At 32.2% G+C, this 14,211-nt stretch carries 13 protein-coding genes; all 13 read right to left on the bottom strand.

The genetic code is table 11. The features are described from left to right. Nucleotides 1-261 precede the first annotated feature (261 nt). The gene (locus BLW23_RS12565; RefSeq protein ID WP_093670355.1) at nt 262-906 is read right to left on the bottom strand and encodes a DUF2306 domain-containing protein; all 645 of its coding nucleotides are present in this window, start codon (nt 904-906) and stop codon (nt 262-264) included. 134 nt (nt 907-1,040) lie between these two features. Further along, nucleotides 1,041-2,903 (bottom strand): SulP family inorganic anion transporter, encoded by a 1,863-nt coding sequence (locus tag BLW23_RS12560; RefSeq protein WP_093670353.1) that lies wholly within the window; start codon nt 2,901-2,903, stop codon nt 1,041-1,043. A 268-nt stretch (nt 2,904-3,171) separates the two neighbouring features. Then, nucleotides 3,172-3,801, bottom strand: a complete 630-nt coding sequence (locus BLW23_RS12555) for a carbonic anhydrase family protein (RefSeq protein ID WP_093670351.1) — start codon at nt 3,799-3,801, stop codon at nt 3,172-3,174. Between the two features lie 22 nt (nt 3,802-3,823). Next, nucleotides 3,824-4,630 (bottom strand): universal stress protein, encoded by an 807-nt coding sequence (locus BLW23_RS12550; protein ID WP_093670349.1) that lies wholly within the window; start codon nt 4,628-4,630, stop codon nt 3,824-3,826. A 2-nt stretch (nt 4,631-4,632) separates the two neighbouring features. Beyond that, nucleotides 4,633-6,213 (bottom strand): SulP family inorganic anion transporter, encoded by a 1,581-nt coding sequence (locus tag BLW23_RS12545; RefSeq protein ID WP_093670347.1) that lies wholly within the window; start codon nt 6,211-6,213, stop codon nt 4,633-4,635. A gap of 149 nt (nt 6,214-6,362) precedes the next feature. Then, the gene (locus tag BLW23_RS12540) at nt 6,363-6,653 is read right to left on the bottom strand and encodes a hypothetical protein (RefSeq protein WP_143032169.1); all 291 of its coding nucleotides are present in this window, start codon (nt 6,651-6,653) and stop codon (nt 6,363-6,365) included. A 54-nt stretch (nt 6,654-6,707) separates the two neighbouring features. Further along, nucleotides 6,708-7,466, bottom strand: a complete 759-nt coding sequence (locus BLW23_RS12535; protein ID WP_093670343.1) for an SH3 domain-containing protein — start codon at nt 7,464-7,466, stop codon at nt 6,708-6,710. Then, nucleotides 7,466-9,235 (bottom strand): BatD family protein, encoded by a 1,770-nt coding sequence (locus tag BLW23_RS12530; RefSeq protein ID WP_093670341.1) that lies wholly within the window; start codon nt 9,233-9,235, stop codon nt 7,466-7,468. The genes BLW23_RS12535 and BLW23_RS12530 overlap by 1 nt, the downstream gene beginning before the upstream one ends. Before the next feature lie 93 nt (nt 9,236-9,328). Next, entirely contained in the window at nt 9,329-10,195 is an 867-nt protein-coding gene (locus BLW23_RS12525) for a tetratricopeptide repeat protein (protein WP_176829817.1), read from the bottom strand. Beyond that, nucleotides 10,176-11,219 (bottom strand): VWA domain-containing protein, encoded by a 1,044-nt coding sequence (locus BLW23_RS12520; protein ID WP_093670339.1) that lies wholly within the window; start codon nt 11,217-11,219, stop codon nt 10,176-10,178. The genes BLW23_RS12525 and BLW23_RS12520 overlap by 20 nt, the downstream gene beginning before the upstream one ends. 12 nt (nt 11,220-11,231) lie before the next feature. Further along, complete coding sequence (locus BLW23_RS12515; RefSeq protein WP_093670337.1) at nt 11,232-12,236, bottom strand: vWA domain-containing protein; 1,005 nt, start codon at nt 12,234-12,236, stop codon at nt 11,232-11,234. Beyond that, entirely contained in the window at nt 12,226-13,314 is a 1,089-nt protein-coding gene (locus tag BLW23_RS12510; protein ID WP_176829816.1) for a hypothetical protein, read from the bottom strand. The genes BLW23_RS12515 and BLW23_RS12510 overlap by 11 nt, the downstream gene beginning before the upstream one ends. 27 nt (nt 13,315-13,341) lie before the next feature. Continuing rightward, complete coding sequence (locus BLW23_RS12505; RefSeq protein WP_093670335.1) at nt 13,342-14,208, bottom strand: DUF58 domain-containing protein; 867 nt, start codon at nt 14,206-14,208, stop codon at nt 13,342-13,344. Nucleotides 14,209-14,211 lie beyond the last annotated feature (3 nt).

Here is a 14,211-nt window from a genome sequence, read left to right as displayed (position 1 = left end):
TCTGCTGTAATAGTCGTTTAAGGGCCATAAAAATACAATTTGCCATCAATTCACAACTACCTTCACAAAACAATTAGTATTCGTTTTGATTTTGAAATTATTGAATTTGAAGCCTTTTTAAAACGCTTGAAACCAATATTTCTAACCCTCCTAAAGTACCTTAAATACCTAAGGGTTGCAAATATTTATGAGTGAATGAAATCATAAAGTTGTGTTAATTTACCCTGCGATGAAATGTTCGTACTCTTGTATCAGGCTGGTTTATTTGTTTAGAGAATTATGTATTACAGTTAGTTCTTTTTTTGAATACTTTTTAGTGTTGATGATGAAATAAGCCACAATCAAGTTCGGTACCCAACATAGCCAAGCCACAATTCTATACGCGCTTAAAAATTCACCAAGGATTGACGTAAGTATAGGAAGCCAAATTCTTAGAGTTACAGCAGCGAAACAAGCGGCGTAACTATATATCATCATTTTTTCGTGAAAACGAATATTTCCTTGAATGACTGTTTTGTAACCGATAATGGTGGTGTAAAGCCATACAATTCCAAGACTAAAAAAGCCGATGATACTTATAATACCTCCAGTAGCATTTAGTGCAATATAAAGCCCACATATTCCGCTAATTAAAACACTGACAGTATAGGTTTTTCCTATGAGCCTGTGAATGTTTATTCGGCGGTCTCGTAACCTCTTACTAAATTGAATCCAACCAATTAATAAAGAAAGACCACCTAAGGTTATATGTCCATAAAACATAGTGTTCCATAGTATGTCATTAAGAAGTTCTGCTGATTTGGAGGATAGAAGACCGAATTTTCTATCTATTACAAAATAGATAATTGGATACATACCAATCAATGTAGATAGTATGGCAATGGTAATTTTGGAAGCCTTTAGCATGGTAATAGTTTCGTTAGTTATGTTAAAGACAATTAATAAATTGAGGTGTTACAGTTTTAAAATTCATTTGATACGATATAAGAATACTAAAATATAATAGAAAAGACTGCATTAGCAGTCTTTTCTATTATATTTTAGTATTCATCCTTAACATTTTGTAACACCCACTGAAGGCACTTGTCAAATGAATTGAATATTGTTGATTCTGGAATTAAGTCGGGAATAATATCAATGCGTTCCATCATATATCTTGGTTGTTCTTGCAGGTGAACAAAAAGGACGTTTTTACGATCCTTTTTAAGATCTACCAATATATCTTCGAGGACATATAATCCAGACTGATCTAAATATTGCATTTTATCCATTCTAAAGATTACTGTCGATGCTGTTAAAGGAATTTGTTTAGCAAGCTGTTGAAGCTCATTTGTTGATCCGAAAAATAACGGACCGTTAATGTGCTTGATAAATACTTCTTCTAGTAAAAATTTAGGGAAGTCTTTTTCATCTGCCCAGGCTTTTTCACTTAATGGAAGTACATCTGATTTTTTTGCGGTTAAATCACCAATCTTTTTCATAAACATTAAAGAGGCTATAACCAAACCAATTCCAACTGCATATACTAAATTCCAAAAGGTAGATAGAAGTAGCACTACAAGCATAATAATTACTTCGGAGCTCATTTTTATTGGGCCTAGTTTAATGTCTTTTGGTAAATTAGGGATTGCTTTTAATCCTTTATAATCCATTACACCAATACCAACGGTAACCAAAATACCAGCTAATACTGCAGCTGGGATTTTTGAAGCAACAGGTCCGAGGGCTAATAAGATAATCAATAACATAACACCAGCAATCATCCCCGATAATTTGGTTTTACCTCCTGAGTTAATGTTTACTACAGTTCTAATTGTAGCTCCAGCACCTGGAATTCCTCCAAACAAAGCTCCAATGCTATTCCCAATACCTTGTCCTATTAGTTCTTTATTAGGTTTATGCTTCGTTTTGGTCATGTTATCCGCAACTACCGAGGTTAAAAGGGAATCAATTGCTCCTAAAAGAGCAAGAGTTAAAGCGGTAAAAATATACGGGGTAATATTTTCTAAACTAAATTGCGAAAAGATAGCGAAGTTCATTGTAGGAAAACCACTGGGGATTTCTTCAATTGGTTTATAGTTAAGACCAAAACCAACGGAAATACCTGTCATAATAACCAATGCTACTAAAGTACTGGGAATAGAGGTAGTAATTCGTTTGAATCCATAAATGATGAAAATGGTTCCTAGGGCAAGAATAAGTTCTAGCCAATTAATTTTCGTCAAAGCTCGAGGAAGTACTTTTAATGTTCCAAGAACTCCAGAAGCATTCTTTGCAGCAAGGGTTTTACTTTCTTTTAAAATATCTTCAGGTAGTATTTTTTCGGCGCGTTCAATGGTTTTTTTGAAATCTTCCAATACTAAAACACCCTCACGAGCCTCGTCCTTTAGAATGTTTTCTAAAATAATTTCTTCGGCCTGAGGTTTAAATTTGTTGACAAAGTCGATATCCTCTTTAGCGTTATACCCAATAGATGGAAGTACTTGAGTAACCAAAATAATAACCCCAATAGCCGACATAAAACCAGATACTACTGGGTAAGGGATATATTTTATGTATTTCCCGAGAGAAATAACACCCAAAAGAATTTGAATAAAACCAGCAAGTAAAAACACCGTTAAAATTGATGGCAAAGCTTTTGAAACATCGCCGTCATTCAGAGCAATAATATTAGCGATTACGACCATACTTACTGCGGTCATAGGAGCCGTTGGCCCAGAGATTTGTGTGCTAGTTCCTCCAAATAAAGCTGCGAAGAATGAAATAAAAATGGCTCCATATAAACCAGCACTTGGTCCTAATCCAGATGAAACACCAAAAGCAATTGCTAAAGGTAGTGCAACGATACCAGCGGTAATTCCACCAAAAAAATCGCCTCTTATATTTGAAAATAACTTTTTCATTTATAAATATTGTATGTTAAATCAGTTTATTTTACTTAACAGTTTCAGCGGCAAACTTAGTTTATGTAAATATTATTACGAAATTTTATAAGAGGTATTTGCGCTTTATACAAAATGATAACATTATAAGAATCTATGTCATAAAACTTTATGACTTTTTTTGATTGAAAAAATCGTAAGTTATTGGTTGCAAGATACGGATTCTTTGTAAAAAAAAAGAGTCTATTGATTGTAATAGACTCTTTTTTAGGTGATTATTTTTCGTGTTTTATTCGTAAAATGTTACAGAGCCATCTTTGATATCATACATGCCTCCAACGATTTGAATTTCTCCATTATTATGCATGTCTGCTAAGACTTCACTTTGTTTTACAATATTGTCAATTGTTAATTCAACGTTTTTCTTAGCTACATTGTTTACGAAATCTAAGTTAGAAGAATTTCTAATTGAGGCATCCTTAGGTTCTGCAACAGCTTCTACTGCGGGTTTAATTTTCCCTAACATTCCTGTTAGATTTCCTAGTTTTGCATCATCACAGGCTCCTTTTACTGCTCCACAACTGGTGTGTCCTAAAACGACGATTAATCTGGTTCCTGCAAGTTTACATGCAAATTCCATACTTCCTAATATATCCTCGTTTACGAAGTTGCCAGCAATTCTAACACTAAAAACATCTCCAATTCCTTGATCGAAAATTAGTTCAGAAGATACTCTTGAGTCAATACAACTCAAAACAGTAGCAAAAGGAAATTGTCCGTTCTTAGTGTCATTCACTTGTTCCAATAGGTTTCTCTCTGCTTTTAAACTCTGTTGAAATCGCAAGTTGCCTTCTTTTAAGGCTTGAAGCGATTTTTCTGGTGTCATAACAGCTTGGGTTTCTTTGGTATGAGCTTTCATTTAATTCGTGTTTGTGTTAAATTTAATTTGCGGTTACTAATAATGAGATGTTTAATTTATTTAATACATCATTAATGTCCAATTCTTTTGTTGTTTGATTGTTCTTTTTTCTTGGTAAACAAAGTAAGTTGATGTTGTTTTTGCGTAAATAAGTGGTTAGATTATTCACAACATTATTGCTTTTTTCAAAAACATATTCAACTATTTTTTTGTTTTTAAACGATTCTATAACTGTTTGATCGTGGTTAATATCATCAGTAAATTGAAACGTTTTTATTGGATCAATTGCATTTTGAGCGATTTGAATGAAAATATCTGGATTTTTAAATGGTCTTAATTTATTTAAAAAACCTAAATTAATAAGTTCATTAGGTACTAGTTTGTTTCCATCTGCAGCGATAACAACCTCTCCTTGATGTTTTTTAAGTACTAAATCTGTTACACCATTTCCAAAGAAACTTAATGCAGCCGAACTTTTTTTACCAATTACAACAATGTCTGGTGCATGGTCGTTTAAATAGAGTTCAATATTGTTTTTAATATTACCAATAGAAAAGGAATAGCTAATAGGTGTATCATGTTTTATTGAATACTTTTCTACAAGCGCTTCTATTTTCTTTTCAGTTTTGGTGTACTCATTATTAATGTTTCTTGAAGCAGAAAGTTGGTTTTCAGAATGTACAATATTTGAAGGTTTCAATACATGGAAAATAGCAATACTTCCTTTTGTAACCTTAGCAATACTCAAGGCCGTTTCAATAACCGTTTCAGCACTTTCTTTTAAATCTGTTAATACCGAAATTCGGTAATTGGTTTTATCACTTTTCATCGTTAGGTGGTTTTCGGACGTAATTTGAAAAATTCGATAAAACTAGTTGGGTTTTCTACGATACCTCGCTCGGAATAAACGGTAATATGTATATCACGCTCTTGAGCTTTATAGGCAAAGTCTTCTAGAATTTCTATAATGTCATTATCTAAATAGCGTGTTTTTCTAACATCTATTTCCAAATGTGTATTCTTAGGCAAACTATCCAATTCCTTTAAAATTGCTCCTTTATTAAAGAAAGTTACTTCTTCAGCAAGGGTCATTTTAATTTTATGTAGTCCATTACTAATATCTTCAATATGTAGGAAGTGAGAATTTTGGTAACTTTTTATCAGAATTACAATGATACCAACAGTTAATCCAAGACCAATTCCTTTTAATAAGTCAATAAATACAATTCCTAAAACGGTTACTATGAACGGAAGAAATTGTTTCCAACCCAAAGAATACATCTTCTTAAATAATGATGGTTTAGCAAGTTTGAATCCTACAATAAATAGAACAGCGGCTAAAACTGATAAGGGAATTTGGTTTAATAATCTTGGAATTAGAATAATCGATATAAGTAATAAAAATCCATGTATTATAGCTGAAGCTTTACTTTTACCTCCTGATTGGATGTTTGCCGAACTTCTAACAATTACTTGCGTTACTGGTAATCCACCTATTAATCCTGAAACAATATTTCCTGCTCCTTGGGCTAGTAGCTCTCTATTTGTTGGAGTAACATTTTTATCTGGATCGATTTTATCTGTTGCTTCAACACATAATAATGTTTCCAAACTCGCGACTAAGGCAATAGTAAATGCTGTAATCCAAATACTAGGATCCGTAATTAGTGCAAAATTAGGAAGTTGAAATTGACCAAAGAAAGAATCGATACCTTCTGGTACAGGAACCATTACTAAATGTTTTGAGCTAATACCTAAAGTTTCACTGCCTTGGGTAACAATATGGAAAATAATACCTACTACCACCGCAACAACTGGTCCTTGAATTAATTGAAATATTCTGGCTTTTTTAACAAGTACTTTGTCCCATAAAAGAAGGATTGCTAAACCAATGATTCCTATAATGGTTGATCCCACTCCAATATGATTAACAGTATTTAATATTTCTGAAAAAGTATTTTCACCGTCTATTTGGAAAAATGCAAAATCTCCTTCAGGGTTGGCATCATATCCAAAGAAATGTGGAATTTGTTTTAGAATAATGATAAGACCGATTCCAGTTAGCATTCCTTTTATTACTGATGAAGGAAAGTAATACCCTATAATTCCAGCTCTTAGGAGTCCGAAGACTAACTGAATAGCTCCTCCAAGAACAACGGCAAGTAAAAAATTATTAAACCCTCCTAACTCACCGATAGCGGTTAGCACGATGGCAGCAAGACCGGCGGCTGGTCCACTTACGCCAATTTTAGATCCACTTAGAGATCCTACTAAAATACCTCCAACAATACCGGCAATTAGGCCTGAAAATAATGGTGCCCCACTTGCGAGAGCAATCCCTAAACAGAGGGGTAATGCAACGAAAAACACCACTATACTAGCGGGTAAATCGCTTTTAATTGTTTTAAACATAAAAACGTGGTTTTGTATTAGTGTGAACTAATAGTTTGAAATTAATGGTTAAGTTTGAATAAATGATGTATATAAATTAGAAAAAATAGCATTACGCTATCCTGTCCCTATTAGAAAATAAGGTGAATTTATACAAATCGAAAAGGGTTTTATACAATGCCCTCAGGAGGAGGACATTCTTGTTTTTTATAAACAGGATTATATACCTTAATTTTATAAGGTAGCTTTATTTGGGTAATTGCATTATTGTAAGTAAATGATTCTTGATCAGAATGAAGAAATTTGATTTCTAATTCTTTATGAGCTTCGTCACTATCTTTCTCAGTATCCATTACTACAGAAGTTTCACAAATTTCTTCAGAAAGGCTCATGTACGTAGGAATAACCACAGTTGAGGTTATTAATGTTATTAGAAGATATGTGAAAATATACTTGCTCATTTTTTATGAGCTCCTAATATACAATAATAAGTTTTAACCGCTTGTTAACAAAAATTAAAAATTATTGATGATTTTGATGTTATTTGACTGAATCCATCCGATTTTCCCATCAATTAACTTAATTTTTCTCCAATCATCTACTGAGTCAATTACCGATACTTTCGTTCCTTCATGAAGTGTAAAAACATCACCAGAACTTGAAGTAGGAGCATTTTTTATTTCAACTTCTCGAGCAAAAATAATAGCTTCTTGTTTATTTTGAAAAGCGTTAAATTGCTGGTACGTAATTAGTAATGAGCCTATGAGTAAAATAAAACTTAAGATACTAATAGTAAAATAAACCCTCTTTTTTCGTGAATCATAGGATACATAAAATAAGATAAAAAGTAGGCTAGCAATAACTGATAAAACAACTGAAATATAAGCCCATGTATTATAATGAAGTTTTTCAAAGAAATTGATGCTAATTTTCTGAAATAGAGTTTTTGGAAGAGGTTCTATTCTATCTAGAGTCAATTTATAGGCAATAGCAAGATTATTTCGAGCGTCTTGATTAAATGGATCAAGTGACAAAGCCATTTCATAATTATAAATACTTGGGGCTACTTTATTTAATTTATAATGACAATTTGCAATATTATAATATAATTCAGAAGAGAGTTTTTCCGTGGCTTCAATTTTTTTATAAATGTTCAGCGCCTCTTCAAATTTATCTTGTCGGTATAACTTGTTGGCATCTGCAAATAAAGCATCGGTGTTTTGAGCGGATACAATGTTCGATAGCAGTACTAGAAGTAATAGGATATTTCTCATTATAACTGTTTATCTAATTGGGTTATTATTTGCTTTGCTTTATCGAACTCTTGATTCATTTGCACACTATCGATAGGTGTGTAACGAGCAAAATCGCAGTCGTTTAATACGGAAATAAATTCATTAATCGTATCACTATCTACATTACGTTTTTCAAGAAGCCCTGTAATTTTGTCTTTACTAATATCTGAGGTTTCTACTTTTAATTTAGCTTTTAAATAATTGTGCAATGCTCTTTCAAGAGATTCGTAAAATGCTTCTTTATGACCGAGTTGTTTTTGAGCCTCAGAAAGATATTTCTTTGCTAGTTTATCAGCTAACCTTCTCTTATTACCTGCCACATCTCTATCTCTCTCTTCTTTTTTTCTATTGAAAAGGATTACAACAGGTATTGAGAGAATAGAAATAATTAAGAGTAAGTAGAACAAAGTAGATTTAAAGAAATCTGATTTATTAATTTTATTAAATTCAGATTTTGTTTGAATATATCTAAAGTCATTGCCCGTAACTTGTATGTTTTGTTTAGTAATTGGGATATTATTAGAATTGGAAGTAAGTTCTTTTCCTTCTAGTACCTGCACATACATGTCATCAGAGTTGATAGTCTGATATACTTTTTTCTTAGGGTCAAAATAAGAAAAACTAACAGAAGGTATTTTGTACTTTCCTTTATATTCTGGTACAACTGTATAGTTATCAGTAATACTTCCTTTAAGTCCAGTAGAAGTGATGGAAATTTTTTCTTTTCTTTCTGGTTGATAAACTTCAAGTTCTTTTGGAGTTTCTACCTTTGGTAATTCAAAAAGTTTTAAATTTCCTTTCCCTTTAACAGCAACTGAAATTTGAGAAGATTCATTTGCTTTTAAAATTTGTTTACTTAACGCTACATCAAAGGAGAATTGACCAACAGCTCCATTAAAGTTTTCAGGTTTGTTCTTTAATGGTAGTGTTTTTACAGAAATGGTTTTCTTCGCTGAAGAAAATTCTCGTCTAACCTGTTTTGTGATCAGGTTTCCGAAAAAATCTACTCTTCCTGTAGGAACGGCAACTACAATATCCATTTTCATTGGATCTATAGTAAGTTTTCCAGATTTTGTAGGGATTAATAAGGCCTTGTGTAAAACAGCATAACGGTATTTCTCACCATTATAGCTACCTTGTTTTACCGGTGTTCCTGTGTTTTTAATTTCTTGATTCCAAAACCCATTATATTGCGGAGATTCGGTAATAGCATTGTCATAAATACCAACATTTTCACTAAAATAGAGTCGATATTCTAAATAAAGACCTTCTCCAACATAAGGTCTTGATTTGGAAACTTCTGCAACTAAATGAATGTTTTGAGAGGCTATATAATTTGGATCGTTAGGATTTTTGGGTAACTCAACAGCATCCAGAACTATTATTTTAATAACATTTGACTGTATAGTTTCTCCTTCTATTTCAATAGAACCAGGAGGTAAGTTGAACTCTCCTTTCCTCTTAGGTTGCAAAATATAGGTGTAAGACTGAGAAAACGTAACAACACCGTTAATATAGGATTGACTAATAGATTGACTTGGACCACCAACAATTCTAAAGTTTTTAAAATTAGGAGGTGTAAAATTATCAGCTCCTTGCTTGTTTATAGTGTATTCAATTTTTAGGCGTTGATTAACACCTAATTTGTTTTTGCTTACACTAGCAACAAATTTCCCTTCTTGCGCTTGCAATGAAAGAGAAATAGTTGTAAAAAATAGTATAATATAAAATGTTAAGTTCTTACTCATTTTTAATATGCTATAAACCCATGTTTTAACATTCAAATATCTAAAATGAAAACTAATTTATAAAGGCTTCAATCTTAGGGTTTTGTTAAAATATTACCAGTCTTTTTCTTGCTTAACTTTTCTTCCTTTTGATTTTTTAACGTTCATCTTCTTTTGGGTCTTCTTTTCTTCATTATTTAAGCTCTCCAAAAGTTGTTTCATTTGTTCAGGAGTCATCTTACCAAGTTGAGGTTTCTGAGGCTTCTGATCTTTTTTATTCTCGTTATTTTGTTGGTTTTTGTCTTTATTATCTTTTTGATCCTTGTTTTGATCTTTTTTATCCTTATCGTCTCCGTCTTTCTTATCTTTATTTTGATCGTCTTTTTTGTTTTCGTCGTTTTTATCCTTCTGATCTTTCTTGTCGTCCTTCTTATCTTTGTTCTGATCTTTTTTATCCTTGTCTTTATCCTTGTTTTTGTCGTTCTTTTGCTTTTGCTGTTGCTTTTTTAATTCTTTTTGTGCAACTGCCAAATTATAACGAGTTTCATCATCGTTAGGATTATTTCGTAACGAATTTTTATAGGCATCGACTGCCGGCTGAAACTGCTTTTGTTCCATCATAGCGTTACCGATATTATGATAAGCTTCAGCTTTTGCAATTTTATCTTTTGATGTTTTCGTTGTTAGTTCATATTGAGAAACAGCTTCCTTATAATTTTTGTTTTGATATAATGAGTTCCCGTAGTTATACGCTGCCTTATCATACTTGCTATCTTTCCCTAGGGCTTTTCTATAGGCGATTGAGGCATCGTCAAACTTTTGCTTATTGTATAGTTCATTGCCTTCGCGTAGAAGTGATCGTGCTTCTTTCTTTAGTTGAAGCGTGTCTATTTGAGCATTAACCTGAAAAGAAAACAAGGTTAAGAGCCCAATAATTAAAATATTTAATTTGTTCACCTTTTTAATTTTTAGTCTCTTCATTAAACAAGTCAATTTTCTTTAACCATTTTGTCTTTCTGTCAAAAAGTAAAACATCTAAAATTAAAAACAACAAAGCAATACCAAGAGGCCATTGAAACTGGTCTTGATAATCTGAAAATTGTTTTGTCTCAAATTCACTTTTTTGAGCATTGGCAATTACATTGGCAATCGCATCAACAGCAACTTCCGTTTTATTGCCATCAACATAATTGCCATTTCCAATATCTGCAATATCTTTAAGTATGGTTGATTTTCTTTGTGTAATAACAGTTTCTCCTTTTCGGTCTTTTTTATAGCCTATTAAAGATCCATTTATTTTTAAAGGAATTGGCCCTCCAGTTTCGGTTCCAACACCAATGGTATAAACTTTAATACCTTCGTTAGTTATATTTTGCGCAATTTGCTTTGTGTCTTCTTGATGATCTTCTCCGTCAGATATAATAATTAAAAATCTATTTGTTTGCTCATCATTATTATAATAGGTCCTGGCTAAATTTAAGGCTTCGTTAATCGCAGTCCCCTGACTAGTTACCATATCTGGATTTGCGTTTTGCAAAAACATATTCCCTGCCGCATGATCAGTAGTAATAGGCAAAAGAGGATAGGCATTTCCAGCATAAATGATAATTCCTACTCTATCACTTCCTAGTTTGTTAATGATTTTGGAAATTACTTGTTTCGATTTTTCTAATCTATTTGGAGCAATATCTTCTGCTAACATACTCTTCGAAACATCCAAAGCAAAAACAACATCAACTCCTTCTCTTTTCACTGTTTTTAGTTTGGTTCCCATTTTTGGATTGATCAATGCTAGAATCAGAAATGATATCCCTATTAATAAAAATATTAGTTTTAGGATGGATTTAAAGTTCGATGAGTTCGGAGCTAGTTTTTCCAATAATTCTGGTGATGCAAATTTTTTCTGAGCTCTTTTTTTCCACCAAAAAACCAATAGGTAGATTACAATTATTATCGGAATAATTGCGAAAAAGTAAAAATATATTGGTTCTTCTATCTTGTACATAATAGGGTTTTATTAAATAAAACTTTTAAAAACTGTATTTTTAAGTGTAAACTCTAAAAGCAAAAATATACCAGCTATAAATACAAATAACCTGTATTGTTCGGTATAGTTGTAGTATTTAAACTCTTCAATTTTTGTTTTTTCAAGCTTATTTATTTCATCGTAAATAGCTTTTAATTTTGTGTTATTAGTTGCTCTGAAGTATTTACCTTCAGTTTCGGTTGCAATGTGTTGCAAAAGCTTTTCATCAATTTCTACTTGTTGATTTCTAAAGGATATTTTTCCCGTTCTAGGGTCTTTAGCCCATGGAAATGGAGCCATTCCGTTTGTACCGATACCAATGGTATAAACTTTTATATTGTTTCCTTTTGCAAGTTCAGTGGCAGTTTTAGGATCTACGAAGCCAGCATTATTTACACCGTCTGTTAAAAGAATAATTACTTTACTCTTTGCTTTGCTTTCTTTTAAACGATTCACGGCTGAGCCAAGCCCCATTCCAATAGCCGTTCCGCCTTCTAACTGTCCCCATTTAATTTCAGAAATAGTTCGTTTTACAATTGATTTGTCACTTGTTATAGGTGTTTGTGTAAAACTCTCTCCAGCATAAACCACAATACCGATTCTGTCATTAGGTCGTTTGTTTACAAATTCGGTAGCTACTCTTTTTAAAGCTTCAAGACGATTTGGTTTTAAATCTTTTGCCAGCATACTTGCCGACACATCAATAGCCATAACGATATCGATTCCTCTGTTCGTTTTTGTTTTTTTACTGATAGAAACATTACGAGGACGAGCCAATCCAACAATAATAAAAGCTAGAGCTAACAGTCTTAAAACATATAAAAGCGGCTTTAGTCTTGATAAAATAGACTTTTTTATCATGAAAGCTTTTGTACTTCCAATGGTTAATCGTGCACTGTTTTTTTTATTGGTAAGGAAATACCAAATAGCTAACAAAGGAATAAACAATAGTAGCCAAAGAAATTCTGGGTTGTGAAATTCAAAATTATTGAACATTTTCTACTGGTTCTTTTGTTAAGTTAGACATTGATTTAGCTTTCGAAATTCCATAAGAAATTAAAATACCGATGGCAATTATTGCAACAATAATTAAAATTTTGGAAACCATATTAGGTTGTTTAACCTCTGGTTTTTCGATAATAACAACGGGTTTGCTATAACTAGTTTCTGTATTTTCTTCTGTTATTGCTGGTTTAATATTATTAATAATAATCTCAGCATTTTTTCTATCAAACTCAATATCATGAGCCATAGGTTTTGACTTAGCAAACTTTACAAGATCTGATTTACTTAATAGTTTTTCAAGTTTTTGAATCGTTTCTTTGTCAGTGGTAATAGTATTTATATTGCTGAAGTCCGTGAGGGTGTCAACCAATTCATTGGTTGTTTGTTCAAGTGCTGGGATATTCAACTCTCGTTCAATAAAGTTTCTTATAATTTCAGTTAACTCGCTATAGTGAGCTTTTACTTTATTATTTTGCCATAGAAGTTTTTCATCCAATAGCTTTAAATTTTGCAATGCTTCTTGATAAGGAGCTAATTTAGGAACAAAGGCTTCAGAAGTGCTTTTGTCACTTCGTTTCAGAGCAAAGTATAAGGTTGTAATAACTATAAGTAAAACGATTAGTGCCCAGAAAATATATTCTTTATAATCATCAAATTGATAGGGTTCTCCTTTGATCCCCTTTATAGGGAATTTTTTTACTTTGGTAGTGTCAATCGCTACGGTAGCTACATTTACTAATAAACTATCGGTAAGGTGTGCTTGATTTTTTATGAATATTTGTTGTCGTGGAATATAAAAAGCACCGCTATCAAAACCCGTTAAGACATACTTTTGAATTAACTTGTTGTTAATGGTGTCTAATTTTAAAGAATCAACCACCTCTAAACCTTTTAAATTTTCAAGTTTCGGAATAATTACATTTTCCGTTTCGTCAATCGTAAGTTTATATTGAAACTGTTCTCCAATTCGAATGCTTATGGTGTCAATCTCAGCTTTAACCAATTGGTTTTGAGAATATCCAATGGTTATCGAAAATAAGAATAATATGTATAATAGGTTTTGCTTCATAATTTCGTGAACGTAATAGCTTAACAATTATCCTTTTTGTTTAAAATATCCTAATAGTTTTTTTACATAGCTTTCGTCAACACGAGTATTTATAACTCCTGCGCCACTTTTTCTAAAAGTACTTATAAAATAATCTTCAAGATATAGGGCATTTGTTTTGTACTGTTTTCTTACAGAAGAAGAACTCGTATTAACAAGATGTACTTCTCCAGTTTCAGCATCTAACATTGGAACCATTCCTATATTAGGAATTTCCTGATCATGTTTGTCGAATACTCTAATTCCTGTTAAATCGTGTTTGTTTCCAGCAATTTTTAAAGTACGTTCGTAATTGTCATTCATAAAATCAGAAAGAACAAAAACAATTGCTTTCTTCTTTAAGACGTTGGAAAGGAATTTTAATGCCTGGTCAATATCCGTTTTTTTACTTTTTCCTTCAAACTCTATAAGTTCACGTATAATACGTAATACATGACTCCTTCCTTTTTTGGGAGGAATAAAAAGTTCGATTTGATCAGAAAACAGAATCAAACCTACTTTATCGTTATTTTGAATTGCTGAAAAGGCAAGAGTAGCAGCAATTTCCGTAATAGTGTCTTTTTTAAACTGTTGATTTGTGCCAAAGAACTCTGAACCAGAAATATCCACAACAAGCATCATGGTAAGTTCTCGTTCCTCTTCAAAAACTTTCACAAAGGGCTCATTATATCTTGCAGTAACATTCCAGTCAATTGCTCGAATATCGTCACCATATTGATATTGACGCACTTCAGAGAAGGTCATACCACGACCTTTAAAGGTCGAGTGGTATTCTCCTCCGAATATATGATTAGACAACCTTCGTGTCTTAATTTCAATTTTGCGAACTTTTTTTAGTAATTCTTTTGTGTCCATGCA

Origin of the sequence: Tenacibaculum sp. MAR_2009_124 (genome assembly GCF_900105455.1) — a bacterium.
In the GTDB taxonomy this organism is placed as follows: Bacteria; Bacteroidota; Bacteroidia; order Flavobacteriales; family Flavobacteriaceae; genus Polaribacter.
Note: the sequence above shows the minus strand (reverse complement) of the source record. Positions and strands in the feature narration are given on the sequence as shown.

Coding starts and splice junctions, on each gene's coding strand:
- BLW23_RS12565 (WP_093670355.1), bottom strand. CDS start 906: ATGCTAAAGGCTTCCAAAATTACCATTGCCATACTATCTACATTGATT.
- BLW23_RS12535 (WP_093670343.1), bottom strand. CDS start 7,466: ATGAGAAATATCCTATTACTTCTAGTACTGCTATCGAACATTGTATCC.
- BLW23_RS12545 (WP_093670347.1), bottom strand. CDS start 6,213: ATGTTTAAAACAATTAAAAGCGATTTACCCGCTAGTATAGTGGTGTTT.
- BLW23_RS12520 (WP_093670339.1), bottom strand. CDS start 11,219: ATGTACAAGATAGAAGAACCAATATATTTTTACTTTTTCGCAATTATT.
- BLW23_RS12510 (WP_176829816.1), bottom strand. CDS start 13,314: ATGAAGCAAAACCTATTATACATATTATTCTTATTTTCGATAACCATT.
- BLW23_RS12555 (WP_093670351.1), bottom strand. CDS start 3,801: ATGAAAGCTCATACCAAAGAAACCCAAGCTGTTATGACACCAGAAAAA.
- BLW23_RS12505 (WP_093670335.1), bottom strand. CDS start 14,208: ATGGACACAAAAGAATTACTAAAAAAAGTTCGCAAAATTGAAATTAAG.
- BLW23_RS12530 (WP_093670341.1), bottom strand. CDS start 9,235: ATGAGTAAGAACTTAACATTTTATATTATACTATTTTTTACAACTATT.
- BLW23_RS12560 (WP_093670353.1), bottom strand. CDS start 2,903: ATGAAAAAGTTATTTTCAAATATAAGAGGCGATTTTTTTGGTGGAATT.
- BLW23_RS12525 (WP_176829817.1), bottom strand. CDS start 10,195: ATGAAGAGACTAAAAATTAAAAAGGTGAACAAATTAAATATTTTAATT.
- BLW23_RS12515 (WP_093670337.1), bottom strand. CDS start 12,236: ATGTTCAATAATTTTGAATTTCACAACCCAGAATTTCTTTGGCTACTA.
- BLW23_RS12550 (WP_093670349.1), bottom strand. CDS start 4,630: ATGAAAAGTGATAAAACCAATTACCGAATTTCGGTATTAACAGATTTA.
- BLW23_RS12540 (WP_143032169.1), bottom strand. CDS start 6,653: ATGAGCAAGTATATTTTCACATATCTTCTAATAACATTAATAACCTCA.